This window comes from Paenibacillus planticolens (assembly GCF_013141725.1).
Classification (GTDB): Bacteria; Bacillota; Bacilli; order Paenibacillales; family NBRC-103111; genus Paenibacillus_E; species Paenibacillus_E planticolens.
The window spans coordinates 121,856-143,520 of the sequence record NZ_WHNZ01000030.1 but is presented as its reverse complement, the minus strand read 5'-3'; the positions used below and the strand labels follow the sequence as shown (position 1 = coordinate 143,520).

The 21,665-nt window shown below is 47.0% G+C and carries 27 protein-coding genes; 22 read left to right on the top strand and 5 right to left on the bottom strand.

Annotated features, from left to right (window positions below):
* Positions 1–7: 7 nt before the first annotated feature.
* The 11 genes from GC097_RS15220 to GC097_RS33905 all read left to right on the top strand — a co-directional run bounded on the left by GC097_RS15220 (position 8) and on the right by GC097_RS33905 (position 8,859).
* Positions 8–793, top strand: coding sequence for a nucleotidyltransferase family protein (locus tag GC097_RS15220; RefSeq protein ID WP_171684150.1), 786 nt, complete (start codon positions 8–10; stop codon positions 791–793).
* The gene (locus tag GC097_RS15215) at positions 794–1,234 is read left to right on the top strand and encodes a hypothetical protein (protein ID WP_171684149.1); all 441 of its coding nucleotides are present in this window, start codon (positions 794–796) and stop codon (positions 1,232–1,234) included. It begins immediately after the preceding gene.
* Between the two features lie 131 nt (positions 1,235–1,365).
* A complete protein-coding gene (locus tag GC097_RS15210) occupies positions 1,366–1,800 on the top strand; it encodes a YhjD family protein (RefSeq protein WP_171684148.1) in 435 nt (144 codons plus the stop codon).
* Between the two features lie 224 nt (positions 1,801–2,024).
* A complete protein-coding gene (locus GC097_RS35245) occupies positions 2,025–2,237 on the top strand; it encodes a helix-turn-helix transcriptional regulator (RefSeq protein WP_171684147.1) in 213 nt (70 codons plus the stop codon).
* Positions 2,238–2,345: 108 nt separating this feature from the next.
* Positions 2,346–2,687, top strand: coding sequence for a hypothetical protein (locus GC097_RS15200; protein ID WP_171684146.1), 342 nt, complete (start codon positions 2,346–2,348; stop codon positions 2,685–2,687).
* 230 nt (positions 2,688–2,917) lie between these two features.
* Positions 2,918–3,412, top strand: a complete 495-nt coding sequence (locus GC097_RS15195; RefSeq protein WP_171684145.1) for a hypothetical protein — start codon at positions 2,918–2,920, stop codon at positions 3,410–3,412.
* Between the two features lie 15 nt (positions 3,413–3,427).
* Entirely contained in the window at positions 3,428–4,108 is a 681-nt protein-coding gene (locus GC097_RS15190; RefSeq protein WP_171684144.1) for a M23 family metallopeptidase, read from the top strand.
* Positions 4,063–6,993: a hypothetical protein gene (locus GC097_RS15185; RefSeq protein WP_171684143.1), complete on the top strand. Its 2,931-nt coding sequence runs from the start codon at positions 4,063–4,065 to the stop codon at positions 6,991–6,993. Before GC097_RS15190 ends, GC097_RS15185 begins: the two co-directional genes overlap by 46 nt.
* 74 nt (positions 6,994–7,067) lie before the next feature.
* A complete protein-coding gene (locus tag GC097_RS15180; protein WP_171684142.1) occupies positions 7,068–7,868 on the top strand; it encodes a ParM/StbA family protein in 801 nt (266 codons plus the stop codon).
* A complete protein-coding gene (locus GC097_RS15175; protein ID WP_171684035.1) occupies positions 7,858–8,070 on the top strand; it encodes a hypothetical protein in 213 nt (70 codons plus the stop codon). The genes GC097_RS15180 and GC097_RS15175 overlap by 11 nt, the downstream gene beginning before the upstream one ends.
* Positions 8,071–8,157: 87 nt before the next feature.
* Positions 8,158–8,859, top strand: coding sequence for a hypothetical protein (locus GC097_RS33905; protein ID WP_216625778.1), 702 nt, complete (start codon positions 8,158–8,160; stop codon positions 8,857–8,859).
* A 363-nt stretch (positions 8,860–9,222) separates the two neighbouring features.
* On the opposite strand, the gene GC097_RS15165 is transcribed toward GC097_RS33905, so the two are convergent.
* Positions 9,223–9,435 carry a helix-turn-helix domain-containing protein gene (locus GC097_RS15165; protein WP_171684141.1) on the bottom strand — a complete coding sequence of 71 codons (213 nt, stop codon included), beginning with the start codon at positions 9,433–9,435 and terminating at the stop codon, positions 9,223–9,225.
* Between the two features lie 212 nt (positions 9,436–9,647).
* Here GC097_RS15165 and GC097_RS15160 point away from each other — a divergent pair, with 212 nt between their 5' ends.
* Positions 9,648–9,914 carry a hypothetical protein gene (locus GC097_RS15160; RefSeq protein WP_171684140.1) on the top strand — a complete coding sequence of 89 codons (267 nt, stop codon included), beginning with the start codon at positions 9,648–9,650 and terminating at the stop codon, positions 9,912–9,914.
* 234 nt (positions 9,915–10,148) lie between these two features.
* Here GC097_RS15160 and GC097_RS15155 read toward each other — a convergent pair whose 3' ends face one another.
* A complete protein-coding gene (locus GC097_RS15155; protein ID WP_171684139.1) occupies positions 10,149–10,577 on the bottom strand; it encodes a PH domain-containing protein in 429 nt (142 codons plus the stop codon).
* Positions 10,578–10,770: 193 nt separating this feature from the next.
* Here GC097_RS15155 and GC097_RS15150 point away from each other — a divergent pair, with 193 nt between their 5' ends.
* The 7 genes from GC097_RS15150 to GC097_RS15120 all read left to right on the top strand — a co-directional run bounded on the left by GC097_RS15150 (position 10,771) and on the right by GC097_RS15120 (position 15,727).
* The gene (locus GC097_RS15150) at positions 10,771–11,274 is read left to right on the top strand and encodes a hypothetical protein (protein WP_246294261.1); all 504 of its coding nucleotides are present in this window, start codon (positions 10,771–10,773) and stop codon (positions 11,272–11,274) included.
* Positions 11,275–11,391: 117 nt separating this feature from the next.
* Complete coding sequence (locus GC097_RS15145) at positions 11,392–12,501, top strand: C40 family peptidase (RefSeq protein ID WP_171684138.1); 1,110 nt, start codon at positions 11,392–11,394, stop codon at positions 12,499–12,501.
* 111 nt (positions 12,502–12,612) lie between these two features.
* A complete protein-coding gene (locus GC097_RS15140; RefSeq protein WP_171684137.1) occupies positions 12,613–12,834 on the top strand; it encodes a hypothetical protein in 222 nt (73 codons plus the stop codon).
* A complete protein-coding gene (locus GC097_RS15135; RefSeq protein WP_171684136.1) occupies positions 12,831–13,496 on the top strand; it encodes a hypothetical protein in 666 nt (221 codons plus the stop codon). Before GC097_RS15140 ends, GC097_RS15135 begins: the two co-directional genes overlap by 4 nt.
* 4 nt (positions 13,497–13,500) lie before the next feature.
* On the top strand, positions 13,501–14,697 hold the full coding sequence (locus tag GC097_RS15130; RefSeq protein WP_171684135.1) for a glutathionylspermidine synthase family protein: 1,197 nt from the start codon (positions 13,501–13,503) through the stop codon (positions 14,695–14,697).
* Positions 14,694–15,341 carry a hypothetical protein gene (locus GC097_RS15125; RefSeq protein WP_171684134.1) on the top strand — a complete coding sequence of 216 codons (648 nt, stop codon included), beginning with the start codon at positions 14,694–14,696 and terminating at the stop codon, positions 15,339–15,341. Before GC097_RS15130 ends, GC097_RS15125 begins: the two co-directional genes overlap by 4 nt.
* On the top strand, positions 15,338–15,727 hold the full coding sequence (locus GC097_RS15120; RefSeq protein ID WP_171684133.1) for a DUF350 domain-containing protein: 390 nt from the start codon (positions 15,338–15,340) through the stop codon (positions 15,725–15,727). The genes GC097_RS15125 and GC097_RS15120 overlap by 4 nt, the downstream gene beginning before the upstream one ends.
* Before the next feature lie 6 nt (positions 15,728–15,733).
* Here the strand turns inward: GC097_RS15120 and GC097_RS15115 are convergent, their stop codons facing one another.
* From GC097_RS15115 to GC097_RS34720, 3 genes are read right to left on the bottom strand one after another with little or no spacing between them, the layout of a single operon-like run.
* Entirely contained in the window at positions 15,734–16,777 is a 1,044-nt protein-coding gene (locus tag GC097_RS15115) for an HD-GYP domain-containing protein (protein WP_171684132.1), read from the bottom strand.
* A gap of 46 nt (positions 16,778–16,823) precedes the next feature.
* The gene (locus tag GC097_RS15110) at positions 16,824–17,852 is read right to left on the bottom strand and encodes a ThiF family adenylyltransferase (protein WP_312875673.1); all 1,029 of its coding nucleotides are present in this window, start codon (positions 17,850–17,852) and stop codon (positions 16,824–16,826) included.
* A gap of 57 nt (positions 17,853–17,909) precedes the next feature.
* The gene (locus tag GC097_RS34720; RefSeq protein WP_171684131.1) at positions 17,910–18,611 is read right to left on the bottom strand and encodes a molybdenum cofactor biosynthesis protein; all 702 of its coding nucleotides are present in this window, start codon (positions 18,609–18,611) and stop codon (positions 17,910–17,912) included.
* Positions 18,612–18,739: 128 nt separating this feature from the next.
* On the opposite strand from GC097_RS34720, the gene GC097_RS15100 reads away from it, so the two are divergent.
* From GC097_RS15100 to GC097_RS15090, 3 genes are all read left to right on the top strand, one after another.
* Entirely contained in the window at positions 18,740–19,210 is a 471-nt protein-coding gene (locus GC097_RS15100; RefSeq protein ID WP_171684130.1) for a molybdopterin-binding protein, read from the top strand.
* Positions 19,207–20,649 (top strand): bifunctional metallophosphatase/5'-nucleotidase, encoded by a 1,443-nt coding sequence (locus GC097_RS15095; RefSeq protein ID WP_171684129.1) that lies wholly within the window; start codon positions 19,207–19,209, stop codon positions 20,647–20,649. The genes GC097_RS15100 and GC097_RS15095 overlap by 4 nt, the downstream gene beginning before the upstream one ends.
* Positions 20,650–20,759: 110 nt before the next feature.
* The gene (locus tag GC097_RS15090) at positions 20,760–21,572 is read left to right on the top strand and encodes an undecaprenyl-diphosphate phosphatase (protein ID WP_171684128.1); all 813 of its coding nucleotides are present in this window, start codon (positions 20,760–20,762) and stop codon (positions 21,570–21,572) included.
* The last annotated feature ends 93 nt before the right edge of the window (positions 21,573–21,665 follow it).

The following is a 21,665-nucleotide window of genomic DNA, read 5'->3' as shown; positions in this document are numbered from 1 at the left end:
GCGTGTAATGGAAAAACCTAAGGATATAGAAGGTTTTAAAATTTGGTACGAAAAAAAATTCAATAGTAAAATTGATCAACCGAAAAAGAACTACTATGATCAAGTTACACAAGCGTTAAAACAGCAAATTTCTACGAGTAACTTTTGGACAGGATTCACCGATGAGTTGAAAGAATTAAGTCATGAATACCTACTCACTACCCAGTACGAATTCATGGCATCTGCAATTCAAACCCCAGAACTTTATTTAAAACCTTTTAATTCTTATATTGACAAGCTCTTTCGCAAGAACGTTATCGATAATAAAAATTGGCCCGAATGTCCTGAAGGAGGATGGTATAAAGTAGAGTCTTCTTACAATCGGATTAAGGATTTAGTTAGAACTTCTTTTGTCGTTAAATACCTGGATGGTGTCGAATTATTAGCAACCAAGTTAGAAAGGTTTGGAGCACAGACTGGGAATAACATTGTTGTTTCATTTGAGGCAAGAGAACATGGATATTACGCTGCTCATCTTGATGTTGGATTTCAATTGGAAATTCCTAAAATGAGTTGGGAAACTGAGGCGATATATTGTTCTTTTGAAATTCAAATTACAACCCAACTTCAAGAAGTGCTTAAAAAGTTGACGCATCAATACTATGAAACGAGACGTCTAGATTTGGGGACTAATGAGCAAAATAAAAAGTGGCAATGGGATTACAAAAGCGAAGAGTTCACTGCTAATTATCTTGGTCACATACTCCATTACTTAGAGGGTATGATACTTGAAGTTAGGGATAGGAGAAAATAAATGGAAATATATATCGAATACTTTAAAGAGCTAGAATTAGATTCTCAGGTTATTCTTGAAAAATTGACACCTCTGTTTAAGGTTTGTTCAGAGTTTTGCCCTGAGCCTGTAGAATCTATTTTCGTTTCAGAATATCAACAAATTGACGGGAGAAGGGTTATTGAGAGTTTAATTCTTTTTTCTAATAGTTTTATTATGGAGATAAAGCAACCTTTTAGCGAGGACTTCAAATGGGACATAGCATCGATAAAAAATAAAGTAAGATGGCTTCAGGTTTCATCTCAGAACTTTAACCTTTCAGTGGCCGATGCGAAAAGTCGAATGTATGTAACCACGACATTATCTGATGAAGTGAATTGTGAACTAAAAGCGTCAGGCAAAAATTGCAATCACTTATGGCAGATTGTAAACGAACATTTTAGACCTAACTTAGTTATCTAAAATTAATTTAACAACGAAAGCTCACGTTAACCAATAAAGTACAGCGTGAGTTTTTTCATTTTCATCACTTGATTGTTCGTGTATTGTTCGCATATAATATAGGAACATATGTTCCTATTGAGGTGCTAATAATGAGCCGAACAACAGCAAGTGAAAATGATGACATAACACAATACATCATTCTTCCAATGATCCTTGATATGATTGATAAATGGATGTCGTGGTCAGAATTTACTCCGTTAAAACATCTTCATCCGGAACAATTCCAGGAATTGCTCGACATGATAACGATCGACCACGTAGAGGTGAAACAGCGTTTGAAAACAGCGGATATAAAGGTTGTAAAGGCTTGGAAGCCGGGTGCAACTCTCGATTACAAAATTTTCGTCCGCCGCTATGAAGAGAATTTATCGTACTGGAAAGGCCACATTAAGTCGGAAATTTCGATTGCGCTGGGTAAGTATGTAGCTCGGCTGGATAAGAGTAAATTTAAGAAGCTGCCTGATGCTGGGATAGAAGAAAAGAATAATGTATTTGTAGATCGGAAGCTGTTTGTCAATTTCTGATCCCCGTTTTATCAGTCATATTTGCCCGCTAACAGGCGTATGAATATGGTATACATAAACTTTCGCTCGAAGTCGAAGTCCCGCAGGGCGTAGCGGAGGCGAAAGTTCAGCAGCTGTTTCAGACACGATGTTTACAAAAATGTATACAGAAACAAGCTTTCGTCAAAACTTCCCTGTGTTCGTCAAAGGAGTTAACTGCCTTCTGATCGAATAGGTCAGTTGAGGTGAGGCTGTTGCTCAATCGAATTGAAGAATTCCGGATTGAAAAGGGTCTGATGAAGGGCTGGATAGCCGAACAGGCAGGAATACATAGGAACTCATTAACCTCAATCATTAGAGGTGCTGAGCCGCACCTATCTGTTGCTGATAAAATCGCTAAATCCCTTGGTAAAACTCTATACGAAGTATGGCCAGATCTTATTTCTGAAAAGGAATAGGATCTTTTTTTATTTATTTTGCATAGTTAACAGTGAATATATTCACACCTAAGTTCATATAACTGAAGTATACAACGAGTAAACGCTTGTAGACGGAGGTGTACCCATGTGAAGTCAGTCATCAGTTTTCGTCTAAGGAAACATTTAGATGCAGATCTTATCTCAGCTATCTCTCAAATGGACGAAACAATATTAAAGGACTTATGCCGTGATGGATTGCGCTTAATGCTCGGCATCCGAACAACGAAGCAAATTGAAGTAACCGAAAAAACTTTAAACATCCCCGCAAGACGCATCGAAACAAACCCCGATATCCCATCTCAGGGAACTAAGCAGCATGCTGATCCTCAGCGCACCCAAGCGCGCCCAGCGAGCATACCGTTAACGAACAACAAAAAGGGCCCTGCAAATAATGCAGGAACCCACTGGACACCGTCCGGTAAAAAGTGATTTTTAGAAATAAGCTTGAGAGCCCCAGAGCATCATGGCAACACCAACGGCAATCGCGACAAATGGCAAGTGGGTGACCCCCTTTCGGTTGTAATGATTGATATTATGGTCCGTTGGCTCTGATCGTATACCCGAGAGGAGTTGTTAGCGATGTTTAGTTTTTACACTATCATGAGTGTGGTTTTTGTCTGCGCATCCTTGGCCATCGCCATGAAAGGAGGGAGATCCAAATGATAGTTAAATCAACCATCAGAGCCAACTGCTTTGATGGTCCTCGATGGAAAGTGATCGTGGATCTGGGAGCTGAGCTGCCGCAACTTCAAATCGAACCTCAGGAAGCCCGTAAAATTGAGAAAGTAATTGCGCACCTAAAACGGAATCAAAAAGCGTACACAATGGCCGTTGTTGCCCTGGCTATGCTGGTGGACTTTACAGGTACGACGCACGCTGCGGCAGCCGCTGGCGGTATGTCAGGTGGTAAGAATATCATCCTATTGCTGCAGAAAGCTTCCTTCTGGGTCGGAATGGGGATCACGATCTGGGGCATTGTGGAGGCCCAGCTCGACTTCCCAGGCTGGAAAGGTCGGATCTTAAAGGGCATCCTGGGCTATATCGGTATTCTGTTGGTACCTCTCATTTTCTTGGAGCTGCAAAGCAGCCTGCAGGTAGATGTCTGGAACCAGATCGACGGTGCTCCTGCAGTGCCGACAACGCCGCACCGCTAAGGAGGTTGACCGGCTATGTTACTGAAAATGAACGGCGCCCCGATATCGGCAGGCTTCGGAGCTATTGACCATGTACACAAAACTCCTCATACAGGTATCGATATCCCGCTGGCGGAAGGAAGTACGCTGCGGGCAATCGCTAACGGCGTCGTCGAAAGAATTACGGACTATGGTGACAAATCGATAGGCCGTGGAGTAATCCTTAAGTTAGACGACGGAAGAGAAGCGATTTACGGACATATGAAAGGATTTACGGTCAAAGTGGGGCAACACGTCGCTCAGGGGCAACAAATCGGGTATAGCGGCAATTCCGGGGCATCCACGGGAAGTCATTTGCACTTGGGACTTATGCAGAACGGTCAATACATCGATCCAACGAAATACGCAGACGCTGCAATAGCTACAAAAGTGAAAAGTACCCCTTGGTCAGATATCAAGGATGGCGCCACAGCGTTTAAGGAATCGCTGGACGCAATCAAGGAATTTACGGGCAAGGTCATACACTGGCTGAACCCTCATACCTGGTATACGGAGCTTCACGACTTGTTCGTCTCCGGGGCGCTTGATACACCGTTCATTCTTGGGACTATAGGCGGCGTAATACTGCTTATGATGGGGGCCAGCTGGCCGAAGAAATGGCTTTTCTGGGGATGGGTTATATTCTGGGTGCTACGGGCGGGGGTGTTTCGAGCATGATCGTAGGTTTTGTAGGCGATACAATTACACGTTGTCACGACGACGGCAAGCGAGACGTAATTATTCTAGTTCCTAACTGGCCGACGATTTATCAGCCGCCAGAATTTCCGACAGTTTACAAACCGCGCAGCAGGCCCGCGCAACCGCAGCCTTCGCGTCCCTTGTTTAAGGATAAGGTCGCTGGTCTGTTGATTAAGACAGCTGCAGCAGTTGGTCAGGCAAAACGTAAAATAACAAACGCGGTTGAAGTCATCCCCTGGGATCGATTTTACAAGCAGGGTCAGGACGATTTCATGATTTATGAGATCAGCCCGACGCCTTCCATCCGAAATAATCAGGCAGCGGTCCTAGCGAAGGTCGTCGCCAGCTTCTACCGTAAGCCCGCTGAGCTTAGAAAATGGGGGACGGATACGCTGTTAACGCAGCTGCCTGCGTACCGGGTAAACTTCCGAATTGTCATGACACCTACAAGCGTTAACTTCTATCTGCTACTCCCTAGGGATAAAGCTGGGGAGATCCTGCGAAAGGCTGAAGCGATCTACGACAGCGGTATAACTATCGCCCAGGTTCAAGAGCTGCCAAAGCTGAACGCAGAAAAAACATTCTGTACCGAGCTGGGATACCGCAAGCACGATATCTTCAGCCTAGACACGAACGCCAGCAATAACTATCCGCTGCCGTCGATGTTAACCGCCGTACGAACCCTGGAGGGTGACGACGTAGCCGTATTCGATGCAATGCTTGAACCATCGGACCGTATGGAGTGGTTGAAAGATGCGAAGGCAGCCCACACACTGCTGGAGAAGGGATTTATCCCGGACAATAGACCGGCTACTAAGCTGCTGCGAATGATTATACAAGGATTCGATAAGGCTCGGTACGAGATTCTAGAGCTTACCCGTTTCACCGCGAAGCAAAAGGAAGCCTTAAAAGAATGGAAGAAGGAGCAGAGCGCGTACCGGGAAGCGGCAAGAATCCGCGCCGATATGACGCCTGCCACCAAGCGCAAGCAGGACAGCGACGTCCTCAAAGCATGGCTGCGGGTCGCGGTACAGTCGGAGGATAAGGGCCGGGCGAAGGATGCTGCTTATACTATCGCGGGTGCCTGGAAAGACCTTTCCGCAGACAATGAGTTGGAGCGCTTCGACGTTCCTGCGAAATGGACTTCGAGGTATGTGAACGCAATTGAAACGCGTAAAGGCTTTTCTATTCGGTTGCGGCCTAATAAAGTATCGACCGAAGAGGCGGGGAAGTTCTTTCAGCTCCCAGGTGACACGCTTATCCAAGAATTCCCTCAGATTCAGGCTCGGAAGGTTAAGGAAGTAAGTCTGCCGGACGAATTACAGCAGTATGATGTTCCGGGCGTCCGTATCGGCTATGTCACGGAGAGGGGAGTGAAGCGATTAGCGCAGCTGCCGCTTAAGGTCATGAGTACCGAAGCTCAGAAAGGGATAACCCAAGCAGCTATTAATGATGCTATTTGCACGGCACTGTTCGGGCAGGGGAAGCAAGGCTGCGGAAAGTCTGCCGGTCTGGGGACGACCTGGGCCTACGACATGGTTCTGGCTGGGTTTACAGCAATTCTTATTGATACAGCAGACGGCCAGGTCCTGCGCGACTTTGTGAATTGTCTTCCAGAAGACTATCCCGAAGAGAAAATACACGCACTGAACTTCGACAATAAAGCTTGGGCAATTCCTACAGGCTGGGAGGATGTTTACGGCCGCAGCTTTGCAGGCACCGGTGGTGATGAAGAACTTGCAGCTCTAGAGATATCTGAACGAATTACAGCGCGCTTTGTCGGGTTTATCAACAGCTTGTCTACAACTGGGGAGTTTTCCGACCGTATGGCGCAGTATGTAATCTCTGCTATGCGGGCAATTACGACAAGACCTGGCTGGGCTTTCTTGGACCTAGAGCTGGCAATGGTCAGTCCGGCGTATCGGAAAGAACTACTTAGCTGGCCCGAAGTTCAAGCCCAGCCTGACGTCGTCCGCGATCTACTCACGCTGCAGGATATGGCGGCAAGGGGTGCAGAGGGGCAAATCGTAAATCCAATTATGTCCCGGCTAAAAACTTTATCCTCTACACAGTTTTTAACGAATCTGTTTTATCAGGCTCCGAAGATGAAAGTAGACGGTAAGCCTGTACTGGATCTGCGCCGTATTATGGATAACCCGGAAGGGGGGTACGGACACGTCGTCGTGATCCAGGCCAGCTTCGACGCCTGGCAAGAAGCCCAGGCTACGATTTTAGGATTCTTCGAGGATAAGATTAATTTCAACGCCTTTTCCAGGATCGATACGGACCAGGCGAACCGTAAACCCGTTTTAAAATGGATCGATGAGCCACATAAAGTAATTAAGGCAATCGAAGGTAAGCTGTCAGGTACGGCGGTGGAGTTCAGGAAGTACCGGGTAAAGAATCTATTCACGGGCCATAGCATCGACCAAATGGGGGCAGCTGCTCACGCGCTGTTAGATGGCGGGGCATGTATATCGTCCTACAAAACAGAGAGGGAAAGTGAGTTGGCGCGCTTCTCTCACACTTTCGCGCCTTACACAAATGCGAAGGACTTGTACGCAGCTTTGCCCGATAAGCACGTCGCTGTAAACAAAGTACGGCTGCCTTCTGGGAAGGATTGCCCTGCGTTTATTGCTGACATGATAGCACCGCCGAAAATGGTTAAGGACCGCAGCCATGTTTGGTTGGAGTGTGCGAAGAAGTATGGAAGACCTTGGAAGGAGGTCCGCGACAGCATCCAGCATAAGCGCAGCGTGTATGCGGAACTTGATAGCGATTGGTATGCAAAAGTAGAAGATGCAAAAGAAGCAGAGAAAATAGAGAAGGCGGCAGCGAGAAAAGGCGGTCAAAAAACGGGATGAGCAGAAGAGTTACGGAACCAGTTATATAACAACAGCTCTTAGTTATATAACTGGTTATTCAAGGAGGCTTATAAATGATTGTGGCTATCGATGCAGGGAATTATGAGACTAAATATTTTGATGGTGTCCAGCTAAAAAAGTTTCCCTCAGATATTGGCTTCGATTGGCGCGAACGGAGATTAGAGCAACTACACGGGGATTTCGATTTTGAGTGGGAATATCAAGGGAAACGCGGTTTTGCCGGTACCTTGGCAAAATATGAAAGCCAATGCGCTGAAAGTATGAAGGGTGATAGCAAGGCACATTTCGACGCTTTGTTGCGGATTCTGCTAGCGATCCATCAATTCCGAAGAGATTCTGACGTCTCTGTCGTGGTAGGCCAGCCCATTAACACTCACACTAATGCTGAAAAGAAGTTGATAAAGGAAATGCTAACCGGACGCCATGACCTAACGGTGAATGGGATTCAACGCAGCATCTTGATCCGTCGCTGTGAAGTAGCTGCGGAAGGAGTGTCTGCTGGTGTGCTTCTTCCTAAAAACGGCGTTATCCGAATTCTCGATATCGGTAGCGGTACAATAAATTATGGGACGCTAAAGGATATGAGAAAAGTTGATAGGGATAGTTTTAGCTCGACTGAAGGCTTGGAGACATTTCGAAACGCTCATCCGGAGGCGATCGCTAGGATGATTGCATTAAGGGCCATGACCAAGTGGAGTAAGCATGACCTAGTGCGTGTTTGTGGAGGAGGAGCTGATGCACTATTTCGGTATCTTAAGGAATACTTCCCTTGTGCCGAGCTTATGCAGGACTCAGTCTTCGCTAATGTAAGAGCCTTCTATGAAATTGGGAGGAAGTTGTATAGTGGCGGCTAACCTTAAAATAAAACAAGTTGTTTTCAATATCGATGATCCGGATCAAAAATTATTACTGCAGCATGCGGCTCAGCGAACAAATTTCTCCGCTTATATTAAGCGGTTAATCCAAAGAGATATGGAAGGAGGATCACTAACACCCGTCGCTAACGTACATCCGGAGGAAATTGATTTTACTTTTAATGCAGAGAGTTTTATTTGAATGAATTTTCCAGAATTATGTAGACCGCGACCGTCTGTGTTCGTTATAATCAGAACTGCTACATACTAAATATTGGGAGATGGTCTTTTGAGATTCATTAAATTTGCGGTAGTCCCTGTAGCTTTAGCTTTATTAGTATTATCCGCTGCTGCCTGTGGAACTAATGATAAAGCTGCTGTTTCTTCATCTTCTTCTGCAGCTCCATCTCTTAGTCCGGAAGAAAAAGCGAAGATCGAAGCTGAGGCCAAAGCAAAGGTAGAGGCAGAAGTTAGAGCTAAAGCGGAGGCCGATGCAAAGACAAAGGCGGAAGCAGACGCGAAAGCCAAAGCTGAGGCTGAAGCAAAAACCAAAGCCGCAGCAGATGTCGCAAAAAATCCGAATTGGAATAAATCTGAAGTTGATGCGTTGAAAAATGGAAATTTACCGCTCGCCGTTAACATGATCAAGGCTATAAAAGAGACTCCGGCGGGGGAGAAGATCTCTCCTGAAACGGTTATAAAAACTCCATGGACCTATTATGGAAAGGCAATTTCATTTACTGGGAATGTTGGCGTTGTTGATGATTACCCACCCGATAGTGATTTTGGAAAAGCTGGGCTAGCTGCAGAGATTGTAATCGAATGCGAAGATGGAACCATAGTAGATTTTTTCAGTATGACACCTAGCGGGAAAATGAAAATCGGCGAGGACGTAACAATTACAGGATATGTAGTCGGAAGAACTGAAGTAGAAAACAAATTAGGCGGTAAGTTTACCCACTTAATCGCCGTAACTAATAAGCTAAATTAGTTTGCCCCATTTTTGCCCACTTATTATAGCCACTATGAACAAGGTCCCATTTTGACTGGAGGTCCTTGTTCTTTGTTTTTTGTATGGGGACACGAAAAAAGCCACCGAAAGGGATGCTTTCCCACAGGTGGCTCTTGTACCAGTGCTTCTGGATTTATTAGATAATACCATGTTTTTCCATGGTTGTATACATTAGATTGCTTTTATTAAGAATATTTTATCGAAATCGACAATCTTACGACTAAATACGACAACAAGATACACAAAAAAATAATATAATTATCCCAATCGACAGTTTGAGAGCAATTTGCTCCTAAAGTACTCGGGAAGGTGCGGTGAAGTTTCCGCAACTTGCTTGCCAACCTATTCTTCGATCCACTCGTATAGATCTTCCATTCTACATTTAAACAACATAGAGGCGGTGTATAAATCTTCCGGAAGCATAACGCGCTCGTCGTTGCAGAAATGTGAGATGACACGTTTGGATCTCCCAGACTTACGGGCATATTCAGCTTGAGACCATCCTTCGGCTTTAAGCAGATTGGCAAGCAAGCACCTTCCACGTGAGAAGGGCACTTAAAAAGTCCTTTCTGTGTCGAGATATAATTGCTTAAAAACGGGGATATGGAAAGATTATACACTTAAAATTCCTTATAAGTAAATACATTTGGAGGAGTTGACGGGAGTCATGATTAAGGACTAAGTTGGAGACTTATCGAGGTAGCATTCCGATGATTATTCGTATTCCTTCATTATATACTACAAAGGTAGGGGAGATGTGCGTATTCATGATTATGGATTGGTTAGAACCTACAATTGAAAAACGAGCTTTAGATCTAATTGAGGTTGCAGATGAAGAAAGCAACGATCTATATGAAAAGTTTATAAGTATCGCGGCTGAACTAAAAGCCGATTTGCCGGAATCTTCATGGAGTAAATTGTACGAGCTCGAAAATTTATTTAACCTAAAAAGTAATCGCGTAGTCCAATTCGCTTATAAAACTGGGATCCAGGACAGCCTAAATTTTATTAATGAGATGCGAAAAATAATCTGAAGTTTGATTTAGCTTTGTCCGTTTTTTGTCCGTTTCAAAAAAATATGAAATGAAAAGTTAAGAAAAGCGAATTACCCAAAACCCTTATTTATCAAGGGTTTTGGGTAAAGCATGAAGTACTGTAAAACTGAAAAATAATCAAGTTCGAGATGGAAGGCTCCATCGGTTAATCGATGTAACCCCAAAAAGCGTGCCCGAGAAAATCGGGCACGCTTTTTTCTATACTAGGACTATTTAAGAATTAATTCGTTTGCGATTTTCCGTGGCCAGCGTGAGGATAGCAACATAAAAGGGCTGAAGGTTGAACTTTTTGCCAAACTCAAATTTATAAGAAGCAGTTGATACATTGTTTGCTTTGAAATACGGAGATGTAATGTAGTGAATGGTCAATTCGCTATCATCAAATCCAGTACCCGCGGTTTCCATTGTCACTTCATAGATGGAATCCAGATCAATGGAGGCAATTCTCGTTTTTTTGCCTGTAACTCCCTGATGATCGATCAGAATAATTCTTTCGTCGGTTACGACGAATGTATCCCGGATCAACTTGAAGCCGGTTGTCACCTTTTCATTAGGCATCAGATAGATGCCATACTGCCGTGAGAGTTCATCGACGGAAACCTCTGAGAAGTTACCTAAAAGACCATTTAAAAAACTTGCCATGTGACCACTCCTTCTTAATCATTGTACTCATTAACTGTATTCGATGAATCCAATAAGATTCCCTTTAACCGTATCTCAGTCTCTGGACGGACATTGTAAGCCGCCTAGAGGCGGTTCTGAACGCAAATCGAGCGTGATAGGATAAGAGTAAAGACAGCCTGGATGTGAGGGCTACGAAGCGAGGGATAGCCGTATGAGCAGTAATAACTGGTTTAATGGCATGTGGGAAAGCAGGGGATGGAACAAGCGGGAAATCGATTATCAATGGCCGTCTCCTTCCCTGCCCATCATTAACATACGGACGGGAGGCGTGCGAAAAGGCCGGCATCGGGTAGCGATCGGCATTATCGCTGTAGGCGATATCGCAGTTGGACTGGTATCGGTTGGGGCCGTTAGCGTTGGTGTATTTTCCATAGGCGCTGTCGCGATATCGTGGCTGGCTTCCTTTGGCGCGGTTGCCCTTGCAAGTTACATAGCAGGAGGGGCTGTCGCCATATCGGGCTGGTTATCCGTCGGCGCCGTGGCGATAAGCGAGTTGGCTTTGGGCGCTGTGGCGATTGGCAGGACTGCACTCGGTGCGGTAGGAATTGGGGAATCCGCTTACGGTATCGTTGTGATCGGCCAGCATGGATGGGGACTCGTTCCGATAACGGCCGATTTTGCCAATTGGATCAAGAGGATATTCAGATCATCTTAATGGATCGCTTTCCAGCATGCTCCAAGCGGCTCTTGCCTTGGTGAATGCATATTTATTTCCCACAAATCTCACTCTATAGAGGATCATAATGCGTCCCTAAAGGAGAGAAGTGAAGGTATGTGGAACAAGCTGAAAATAGCGGGAATTGGGAGTATGGTTGTCGTTCTGGCGACAACGACAGCTTGCGGGAAAGATTATATGGCCCCCAAAAATCAGTTAGCGCCAACGCCGAACGGAGTGACACAATCGGGTACAAGCAATTCGCTTCCACACAGCTTGTCGCAGGGGAATGGTATTACGAAATTAGGCACTGATAATGCCGTGCTGCCCATTAAAGTTATCAACAATGTAAATTATGTTGCAGCCAGTGAACTTATCCAAACTTTAAAGTTCCAGTCTGACTGGGATGTGGGTGCTCAGAAGCTACTGATTGGCGACAATGATGCGAGCTTTGAATTATCGGTGAATGCCAAGAAGGCGATGAAAGATGGGGCGGAAATGCATGTAAGCCAGCCTTTTGTTAAAGAAGGCGATGCCGTTTATTTGCCGGTCTCCGCCATCCCCGATTTGTTTCAGGAAGAAATGTCCTATGATATAAGCGGCAACCAATTGAACATTCATCCATCGCCCGTTGCGCCAATCGAGGATATGGATGCCTCTGATCCTAGTGCGGACTCTCCGGAGTTTGCGTTTGCCGACGATCCGAGCGATCCTTTCAAAGGCGAAGCGGCGGCTGAAACACACCCGGCCACTCGGAATATTCATGTCCACCATGACCAGCCCGTATGGTCGCCTTTTGGTGAAGACGTTATTCCCGTCCTGAAGAACATTGATATTAATGCCATGATTAGCAAAGGCGAACAGTATAAAGGGGTTAAGTATAAATTCGGAGCGGGTCCCTATCCGCAAACTGGACGATTTGACTGCTCGACTTTTACCCAGTATGTGTATGGCAAATATAACGTAAAACTTCCGAGACTTGCTCGCGAACAAGCAGCGGTAGGCAGTTTGGTCAGCCGTAAATCTTTGCGCAAAGGCGATTTGATGTTCTTCTATGTCCCAGGTCGCTTCAAAACCAATAAAACGGTCGGACATGTTGGAATCTATATAGGCAACATGCAAATGCTTCATGCCTCGCCAAAGCCAAAGAACGGGGTTCAGATCAGCAATATTGATAAAGCTTATTGGAAAAAAACGTTCCTTCGGGCCAAACGTGTTGTATATTAAGTTATTCAAGTCTATCCTTAGGGGTAGGCTTTTTTTTACGAAATTGAAACAAATGGAAGGTTCGTGCGTTTTATGTAGTATGAAGTCATCGATGAGGGAGGATGGAACCGAATGACGATTGCGCTTTTCGAGAAATTGGCGGATGGACAGCTTTTGAAAATAAGTGAACGTCCATGGGATGAAAAACTGATGCAAGCGCTGGATGCAGCGAATTATGTGCTCGTTGGCGGTAAGGAATACGAAATGATTGAAGGAAGATTAAATTTGGATTCGGATGTGTTTGAGCTTTTACTTGTTGCAATCGGTTCAGAAGGAGGAGGGAACAAGCAGTGAAAAGACGGCTAAAGGTATTCTCAGCTTCTTTAAGCCTCGTACTTGCCGGTCAATTGCTGCTGCTGCCGGCGTATGCCGCGGAGTCGCCTAGTCCAAACCCTGCATCATCGAAGCTGGTCGAATGGTCGACCGACGAAGTGAAGGCATACTTCGATCCTTCGGTTGACTGGAATTTGCCGGTCCCGCCAGCCTCAGGTGCGGTATCTCCATCGCCCTCTCCGACGCCAGCGGCCGGCAGCGGCTCGACAGGTGGAGGCACAACGCCTGTTATCGTGAACAACATCGGCGGAGGGAGCGGGTTCGGATGGGATGATCTGCTGCTGTACCATCTCATTTTTAATCGCCCTAGTCCGTATTCCTCCAGCAGTTGGGGAAGCAGTCACCGCTCTTATTACTACCGTTCAAATACACCGTATGTTACCAAGACGTATCAGCCAAGCTCGTTCTCCAACCGTTCCACCACGAAGGAGCCAACAACGTCAAGCGGATCTGGAAACTTTACCACGAACAAGTCTTCCACTTCGAACGCGAAGTCAGGAACAACAGGCTCCTCAGGAACGAGCAGCGGCACAACATCAAGCTCGAAATCAACTTCTACCTCAACCGGCAGCATAGGTGGCAAATCGAGCGGATTCAGCTCCTCATCCAGCTCGGGAGGTTAATGCCGTGGTATTCGAAGTCATCGGAACGCCTTCACCGGATAGAGAGCAAAGAGTCCGGCAGCTGGAGGAGATCGGATTCACATGGGCTAATCTGGAAGATGAAGCTTACTGGATCGACCAAGTTGTCCTCATGGAACAGCAAACTTATGCGGAGCTAATCTGCGCGGCAGCGACATTGTGGCGCGTATTTGATAAAGCCGTTCGCCATGTGAAAGGGAACAGGGCTTTATACGAACAACTGTCAATTCCCGAGGTGCTTTGGGATGGATTAGACCTGCTGGAACTGGGTGACATAGGGGCTATTAGCCGCTATGCAAGGTTTGATTTTTCGGTGAACCAGCAGGGAGAAATCAAGCTTTTGGAGCTGAATGCAGACACGCCGACAGGTTATGTGGAAGCGTCGATTGCCACACCGTGGTTGTGCGAACAAATGGGGCTTGTTTCCCCGAATAAAGAAATGAGAACCCTGCTTCGCGCGGCATGGGACATCGAGGGACCGGACTATGCCGCTTGTGTAGCCTATGGCCGGCATATGGAAGATACGGGAACCATCGATGCGCTCGTGGCTCATAGCGGAAGAAGCATGACCTGTGTAGATTGCCTGGATTTATGGATTGACGAAGGCGTGGTCAAGGTCGGCGAGCATCAAACCATCACCAAAATGTTCGCGCTGTACCCAAAGGAATGGATGGGGATAGATGATGGAGGAGAGGCGCTTTCCTATGCGATTGAAGAACAATTCATTCAATTGTTCAATCCTTTGCATGCAGTCATCCTGCAATCGAAGGGTTTGCAAGCCCTAGTATGGGAATTGCACAGGGAGTGTTCCGCTATGTTCACATTGGAAGAGCATAAGACGATAGCCGCCTATATGCTGCCAACCTTTTTCTCTCCGGAGCTGTCAGGGGATTATGTGTCCAAATCGATGTTTGGAAGAGAAGGGGGATCCGTTGAACTCTATGGCGCCACGGGCGAGCTAGAGATCAAGGATGAAGCCGGCTTTGATACGAGCGTTTTTTTTAAGCGTGTATACCAGCAGCGGGCGGATTTACCGGAACTAGGCTTTGCGCATGGAAACAGGCATTTATTAACGGGACTTTTTGTATTGAATGGAACACCTTGCGGACTCCTAGGCCGAGCAGGCGGGAAAATTACAGGGAATGCAAGCCAATTTGTACCGATTGGAGTGAAAGCACCTTGAAACATAGACGATTTTGGCTTATGGGGGCGCTCGTCTTCATCGTCATCTTGATGATCTGGGGCGTAAGCAGCCTGTTCAATAAGAAGCCTTCTGTCTTAAGCAATGCGGCAGTTGGGAGCTCAGCGAGCGTAAGCGGCATGAATGGCGAAGTGCCTTGGGATTATCAAGTGCAGCAAGCCAAAGTTGGGGATTTGCTTGATGGAGATATGGTTCTGCTGCCTAACAATGAGCGCATATCGAATGACCAGAATTTTGCAACCGGCGACCAAATCTATGTGCTTAGCTATATGCAAGCAACGATGAAGACGGACAATCAAGGGAAGAATGACGTGACATTATCGCAATGGAAGCCAATCAAAACGTTCAAAACAAAGGAAGAAGCCGATAAAGATTTGACCGAATTAAAGGTGGAAATTAAGACGGATGTGAAATTGGTAGGCGTATATAAAACGGAGTTGGACGGTAATTTCCGCTATTTCGCTGTTGCGGAGCTGCCGACGGGGCAAAAGGTGAAGCAGCCGATTCCGGAGGAGCGCTATGCAAGCTTCAAAAACAAGAAGGAAGTTCAGGTTATTTTGGAGGAAGTACACGATTACGGCAATTATGATCAATCCATGGCAAAATTTCGGGGGTGGGCAGAATGATCGCATTGAATATTGCGATTAGCTTGTTTGTTATTGTCCTGCTGCAATTTGCAGGGATGTATATATTTAGTTTAATGACGCCCTACCGCGATATGGAGGAAGTAAATAAGGGGAACGTAGCCGTTGGAATCACGATGGGCGGCAAGTTTGTGGCAACAGCGATTATACTGGCGATCGCCGCATACAGCAATTCCTCGATTTGGCATATGAGCTTATGGTTTGCGGTAGGTTACGTCTGTTTGCTTGCTGCGTACTGGGCATTTGATTGGCTGACGCCGGGCGTAAAGCTATCCGATCAGTTAAAAGACGGCAACGTGGCTGTCGGCACTGTGCTTGCTTCCGTATATATCGGTATTGCCCTGGCCGTCAGTTCTCTTATTATTTAAAACGAATCAGATCACGATTGATGCAATTTCGACGTCGCTCAGCAGCGAGAGATCCAGGAATTCATCATTGATGTTGATGAGCGGCCGGAAAAAGTCGGAAGGATTCGTCATGACAATGGTACCGATTCGTCCATCGCTCAGGGATGCTTTTTTGCCGATAAAGTTAGGAATCATGTTGCGAATAAACACTTGGGTGATCTTTGGATCAAGCTGTCCAAAGCTCATCCGGTGAAGCTCCTTGAGAACAAACAAGAGATCGCGCTTCTCCTTATAAACCCGGTTGTTGATCATAGCGCTGTAGACATCAGCAACGGCAACAATTCGGGAGTAGGAGTGAATTTCCGTGTTTTTCTTGCGTAAAGGATAGCCTGTACCGTCCATGCGTTCATGGTGCTCAAGCGCAACGAGAGCAAGGGTGTTGTCCTTTAACGAAGTTTTGATAAACTCATAGCCATAGATGGTATGCTTCTGTATTTCACCGAACTCGTCATTGGTCAGTTTGCCGGGTTTATTCATGATTTCCGGATCGACTTTGCATTTGCCGACATCGTGTAAATAGCCGGCTTTACCAATGATGAGAGCTTCCTTCTCGCTTTTACCCATCCATTTGGCAATGTAGTAGGACAACATGCCTACTTGTACACTGTGCAGAAATAAATAATCGTCTTGGCTGTTTAAAGAAAGAAGTAAGGAAACGACATCATTCTCTTCCTCAAAGCTCTCGATTAAAGGATTGAAAGCGGATTCTATTTTTTGGTTTGATAATAGTTCCTCCGTTTCTACACAACGAAAAATGTCTTTAATGCCAGACATGCAGTCGTGAAAACAATTTAATTGAGCCAGCTTTACTTTGGACACTACTGCCGGCTCATGGGCGGCTGCCGCAACCCTTGGGGCTATATCCACATATTCCACACTGTGGCGGTTAAGCATCAATATATCGCTTGCATCCACCACAGTACCCGCTGACAGCAGATGAAGTCCTTTGATATTGTAGGAATCGGAAATCAGTTTATCGCCAACTACCAGTTGAAGCACATGTATATGCATTGAATTTCCTCTCCCAGTCCTATGTTCATGTAGGTATATTGTAATACTACATCCCTATATAACGGCTGTAAAGACTTTTGGCCTGAATTAAATCATCCGTTCCTTGGATGAGGACGCGCCCGTCTGGGAAAATAATCATCGTTAAATTGGCAGCTGGTTGGAACTTCAAGAGGAAGCGGTTCCGCTCAACCGGACCTAGCGGTTTTAAGCGCTCTTCCCAGTATTCAAGCGGCTTGGCAGCAGGTAGGACCGGATGAATCTGGACCGAGTTGCGACCGCATAAGGACTGGATGGTGTCGCTGTCCAAATGAGCTTCCAAGTAATCATATTGCTTGGAGGCACAGGCGGGACAATCCGCTTTCCGTGCGCCGGTCACTTGAATGGCAGAGTGCTGATTGAACCAAAGGTCCCACTGCTGCATACGGGTATTTAGCTGCTCCGTAGCGCCAATCAGCAGCTTCATAGCTTCCGTTGCTTGAAACGAAGCAACGACATGAATAATTCCGCCAATTACACCAGCGGTATCGCAGGTTTCCGTCGTACCCGCAGCAGGGGCTTGCGTGAACAGACAGCGGAGGCAGGGCGTTTGTCCCGGAAGGATCGTCAAAGAGACGCCTCTGGAAGCAACCGCACCGCCATAAATCCAGGGAATGCCCAGCTTGATGCTCACGTCGTTGATGAGGAAGCGGACGGAGAAGTTATCCGTGCCATCTAGAATTAAATCCACATCGCCTAATAAGCCTTCGGCATTCGTGGCGTTGAGATCTGTTACATGGGGTTCAATTGTGACCAGTGAATTCACTAACTGCAAGCGTTTAGCAGCTGCAACCGCCTTAGGCGTCATAGCTGCCGCATCCTCTTCGTCGTAAAGCATCTGACGCTGCAAATTGCTGGGCTCGACAAAATCGCGGTCAATCAATCGGACATATCCGACTCCGGCGCGCACCATATGATTGGCAAGCACGGTGCCCAAGGCTCCCATGCCTACGATGGCGACACGGCTGTTATTCAATTTGCGCTGCCCTTCCGAACCGATGGGGGAAAAGAGCACTTGTCTTGAGTAGCGCGCATCCACGCCGTTTTCTTGCTCTGTATGTAAAAATGTATCCACGTAAGTCATCTCCAATTTAATCTATTCCTCTGTTGGCGCTTGGAGCGGGTTCCAGGGGCCTGTTTGGCTGCCTTTCCACTCCGAACCGTCTTCCCAAATTTCCTTTTTCCAAATCGGTACGATTTGTTTCAAACGTTCGATTGCATAGCGGCTTGCCTCATAGCAATCGGCCCGGTGAGGGGAAGAAACAGCAATAACGACGCTAGTCTCGGCAATGGCCACCTTGCCCAAACGATGGGTAATTGCACACAGGGTGCCAGGCCAGCGGTCATCGATTTCTTGACCGATTGCTTCCATCGTTTTAATCGCCATAGGGACGTAGGCTTCGTATTCCAAAAGGACGGTGCGCTGCCCATGCGTCATTTCCCGGGTTGTCCCCATGAAGACGAGCGAAGCGCCGTGATTGGGATGGTTCACTTTAGCAGCAACCTGCTGGGCATCAATCGTAGTATGGGTAATCTCATAGAAGGAAGGCTGTCCGCCGGACACCGGAGGAATGAGCGCAATCTCGTCAGCCGAAGTGACAATGTCTTCATCGCCTGCATAGGCTTGATTTTTAGCAAAAAAGGAAGAGCTCAGCTGAGGAACCGCTGCCGGGTAGTCTTCAGCGATCCGTTCTCTAAGCTGTTTAATGGAAACAGCGTCTTGTTCAATTTGTATATGTAGGACGGAAGTCCCGAAAAGTTCAACGAGTCCTGCGAAAAGTTGGATGCGTAGGTTCACGGCTTTGCTCCTAAATGCTTAGTGTTAGAATCCCTTACAGCATATCATATTTTGACCTCGGAATGGTATAATGGATGGTGCCTGGAGATAGCAAAAGAAGCCTATGGGATGAGAGGAGATTGGTCAAGGTGCAAGCAGATTTACGTATACAAGTGTCGGACACACATATAAAGGATGAAGCATTTACCGTACAGGAAATGGTTGGCTTGGCGGAGACGAAGCTAGCGCTGGAAGACCGTGTTCCGAATGCTGCGGGAGATGTTTTTGATTTGAAATCGTGGTACGGAAGCTGGAAAAGCAGTCGTGGCGGGCAGCATGAGGGTGAGCCTACGCATCTGAAAGTAGAGGCTGTCGATGAGTTCCAAGCGCTGATGACATGGGCGGAGGCGGATTCAGCTGTATTTCTGTATGCGCAGGACGGTGAACCGCTGAAGAAAGGGTATCCGATTCGCTTGTATGTGCCGGATGGCAGCAGTGAATGTCTCAATGTCAAAAGTGTGGTTAAAATATGGTTCCTTCACGATGCAGCGCTTGGCGAAAAAGCTGCCTTCGGATTTAAAAATAAAGTAACGCTCGACGAGTTGAAAATCAAGAAATGAGACGACTCCTTATTTTACATACGAACGATCTGCATAGTCATTTTGAGATGATGCCCAAAATTAGCGCTTATTTCAACCGAGCGCGCAGTCAGTGGCCATCCGATCAAGTGCTGACGCTGGATATAGGCGATCATATGGACCGGATGAGCCCGGAAACGGAAGGCACCAATGCCATCGCAAATTTGGAAATTATGAACGCAACCGGGTATGATGCCATGGTTCTCGGCAATAATGAAGGGCTAACGTTCACGCCTGACATTTTGGGTGAGGTTGTCAAAGCACATGCCGATTTTCCTATTGTTGGAAGTAATATTTACGAAAAAGCAACGGACACAACGCCGGATTGGCTGCTGCCCTCTTGCATTCTCGAGAAATCAGGCTTAAAGATCGGACTGATTGGTGTAACAGCGGCATATCCGGCTTATTATGAGCTGCTCGGTTGGCAGGTCACAGATCCGATTGAGGCCGTCAAGAAGCATACGGAGCTATTGCTCCCCCAAACGGACCTCATCGTCGTCATGTCTCATCTGGGCCTGCCGATGGACCGGCGCATAGCCGAGGAGCTGGAGGGCATCGATGTGATCCTCGGCGGTCATACGCATCATGTGCTGGAGGAGCCGCTCCTTATCGGCGGCACTTATTTGGCTGCGGCCGGCAAGTTCGGGCAATATGCCGGCCATATTGAACTTGCTTACGATCCGGCGCAGCGCCGGATCGCCGAGTTCAAGAGCCGCGTCGTCCCGATGACGGCGGACGGCGAAGAAGACAGCAGCGTGGCTGCGCTGCTGGAGCGCTTCCGCATCGCCGGCGCAGCGGCGCTGGATGAAGAAGTGGCGCAGCTGCGGGAGCCGCTGCGCCTGGACTGGTACGGCGAATCCCCGCTGGGCAACTTGCTTGCCGCCGGGATTCGCCGCTGGACCAGCGCCGATATCGGGCTGGTCAACAGCGGTCAACTCCTTCAGTCGCTGAAGGAGGGACGCTTGACGCGCGGCAGATTGCTGGAAATCTGCCCGGGGCCGATCAATCCCTGCCGCGTACTGCTCAGCGGCGCTGATTTGCGGCAAGCGCTCGAAGAGTCGCTGCTGCGCGAATTCATGGAGAAGCCGATCCGCGGACTCGGCTTCCGGGGCGAGGTGCTGGGCGTGCTGAGCGTCGACGGTATCACCGTTCGCGTAGACAGCTCCAGGGCACCTTATGAACGCGTCATCGCCGTATATGTTGGCGATGAGCCTTTGGACCCTGGCCGTGACTATACCGTCGGCACGATCGATATGTTTACTTTCGGGTCGGGATACTTGTCCTTAAGCCGGGGGAAAGATGTGGTGTATATGCTCCCTGAATTTATCCGTGACATACTTGCACGCGAGCTTCGCGATCATGAGGCTGTTGCAGCCAGCCATTCTGCCAGATTTACGGATATTAGTCTCCCTGGCGAATAGGCGTAAACGCGCGAATTTCATCAATGCAGTTGTCAGACTCCTCATGTTCCAAGTAGAATATATAATTGGACAGGAGTCCGACAATAAACTCTTACCTTTAGGGGGAAACCATGCATACTATTTTTGAAGCGATCATCATCGGAATCGTGGAGGGGTTAACCGAGTTCTTACCGGTGTCTTCTACGGGACATATGATTTTGGCGCAAAGTTTGCTGAACACGCAAAACGACGAAGTCATGAAAACTTTTGATTTCGTTATCCAGCTTGGAGCCATCATGGCTGTCGTTATTATTTATTGGAAACGGATTTTATCTTTGTTTGGTTTGGTGAAAAGAAAGAGTGAGAGCAGGACGGGCAAAAAGCTGAACCTGCTGCATATTCTCATCGGGATTATACCTGCCGGAGTTGTCGGCGTTCTGTTTAGTCATGTTGTCGATGAGAAGCTCTTCAACTCAACGACTGTGCTTGTCGGACTTGTTCTTGGCGGTATTCTGTTAATCATTGCCGAGCAGAAGAAATCGCGGCCAACTACGGAAGTTTTGGATGACTTGACGTACCGTCAAGCGTTCTTCATCGGCTTGTGGCAATTGGTGTCCATCTGGCCTGGCTTCTCCCGTTCCGGTTCGACGATTGCGGGAGGGATGCTCTCCGGCGTTAGCCGCGCAGCTTCCGCTGACTTTACGTTCATCATGGCGATCCCCATTATGTTCGGCGCTTCCGGAATCTATTTTTTGAAAAATTACCATGCTCTTTCATCCGGTGACATTCCCTTCTTCGCAGTAGGTTTTGTGGTGGCATTCATTGTAGCCATGCTGGCGGTTGTGTCCTTCATCAAATTCGTTCAGAATATGAAATTGACCTATTTTGCCTACTATCGTTTTGCGGTAGCGGTCGTTTTTGCACTCTATATGTTCTTAAAGTAATAAGCCTTGTTTCATTAGCGAACCGCGTCGAATGATGCGGTTTTTTATGTTGAACTTTTATGTGAAATCTATTACATTTAGATAGATAATAAC

What these genes read in the sequence shown, in the direction of transcription:
- GC097_RS15220 (WP_171684150.1), top strand. Translation starts at nt 8, where the DNA reads ATGGAAAAACCTAAGGATATAGAAGGTTTTAAAATTTGGTACGAAAAA.
- GC097_RS15140 (WP_171684137.1), top strand. Translation starts at nt 12,613, where the DNA reads ATGACGATTGCGCTTTTCGAGAAATTGGCGGATGGACAGCTTTTGAAA.
- GC097_RS15195 (WP_171684145.1), top strand. Translation starts at nt 2,918, where the DNA reads ATGATAGTTAAATCAACCATCAGAGCCAACTGCTTTGATGGTCCTCGA.
- GC097_RS15215 (WP_171684149.1), top strand. Translation starts at nt 794, where the DNA reads ATGGAAATATATATCGAATACTTTAAAGAGCTAGAATTAGATTCTCAG.
- GC097_RS15095 (WP_171684129.1), top strand. Translation starts at nt 19,207, where the DNA reads ATGAGACGACTCCTTATTTTACATACGAACGATCTGCATAGTCATTTT.
- GC097_RS15150 (WP_246294261.1), top strand. Translation starts at nt 10,771, where the DNA reads ATGAGCAGTAATAACTGGTTTAATGGCATGTGGGAAAGCAGGGGATGG.
- GC097_RS15145 (WP_171684138.1), top strand. Translation starts at nt 11,392, where the DNA reads ATGTGGAACAAGCTGAAAATAGCGGGAATTGGGAGTATGGTTGTCGTT.
- GC097_RS15210 (WP_171684148.1), top strand. Translation starts at nt 1,366, where the DNA reads ATGAGCCGAACAACAGCAAGTGAAAATGATGACATAACACAATACATC.
- GC097_RS15160 (WP_171684140.1), top strand. Translation starts at nt 9,648, where the DNA reads ATGATTATGGATTGGTTAGAACCTACAATTGAAAAACGAGCTTTAGAT.
- GC097_RS15155 (WP_171684139.1), bottom strand. Translation starts at nt 10,577, where the DNA reads ATGGCAAGTTTTTTAAATGGTCTTTTAGGTAACTTCTCAGAGGTTTCC.
- GC097_RS15190 (WP_171684144.1), top strand. Translation starts at nt 3,428, where the DNA reads ATGTTACTGAAAATGAACGGCGCCCCGATATCGGCAGGCTTCGGAGCT.
- GC097_RS15115 (WP_171684132.1), bottom strand. Translation starts at nt 16,777, where the DNA reads ATGCATATACATGTGCTTCAACTGGTAGTTGGCGATAAACTGATTTCC.
- GC097_RS15090 (WP_171684128.1), top strand. Translation starts at nt 20,760, where the DNA reads ATGCATACTATTTTTGAAGCGATCATCATCGGAATCGTGGAGGGGTTA.
- GC097_RS15120 (WP_171684133.1), top strand. Translation starts at nt 15,338, where the DNA reads ATGATCGCATTGAATATTGCGATTAGCTTGTTTGTTATTGTCCTGCTG.
- GC097_RS15185 (WP_171684143.1), top strand. Translation starts at nt 4,063, where the DNA reads ATGGGTTATATTCTGGGTGCTACGGGCGGGGGTGTTTCGAGCATGATC.
- GC097_RS15180 (WP_171684142.1), top strand. Translation starts at nt 7,068, where the DNA reads ATGATTGTGGCTATCGATGCAGGGAATTATGAGACTAAATATTTTGAT.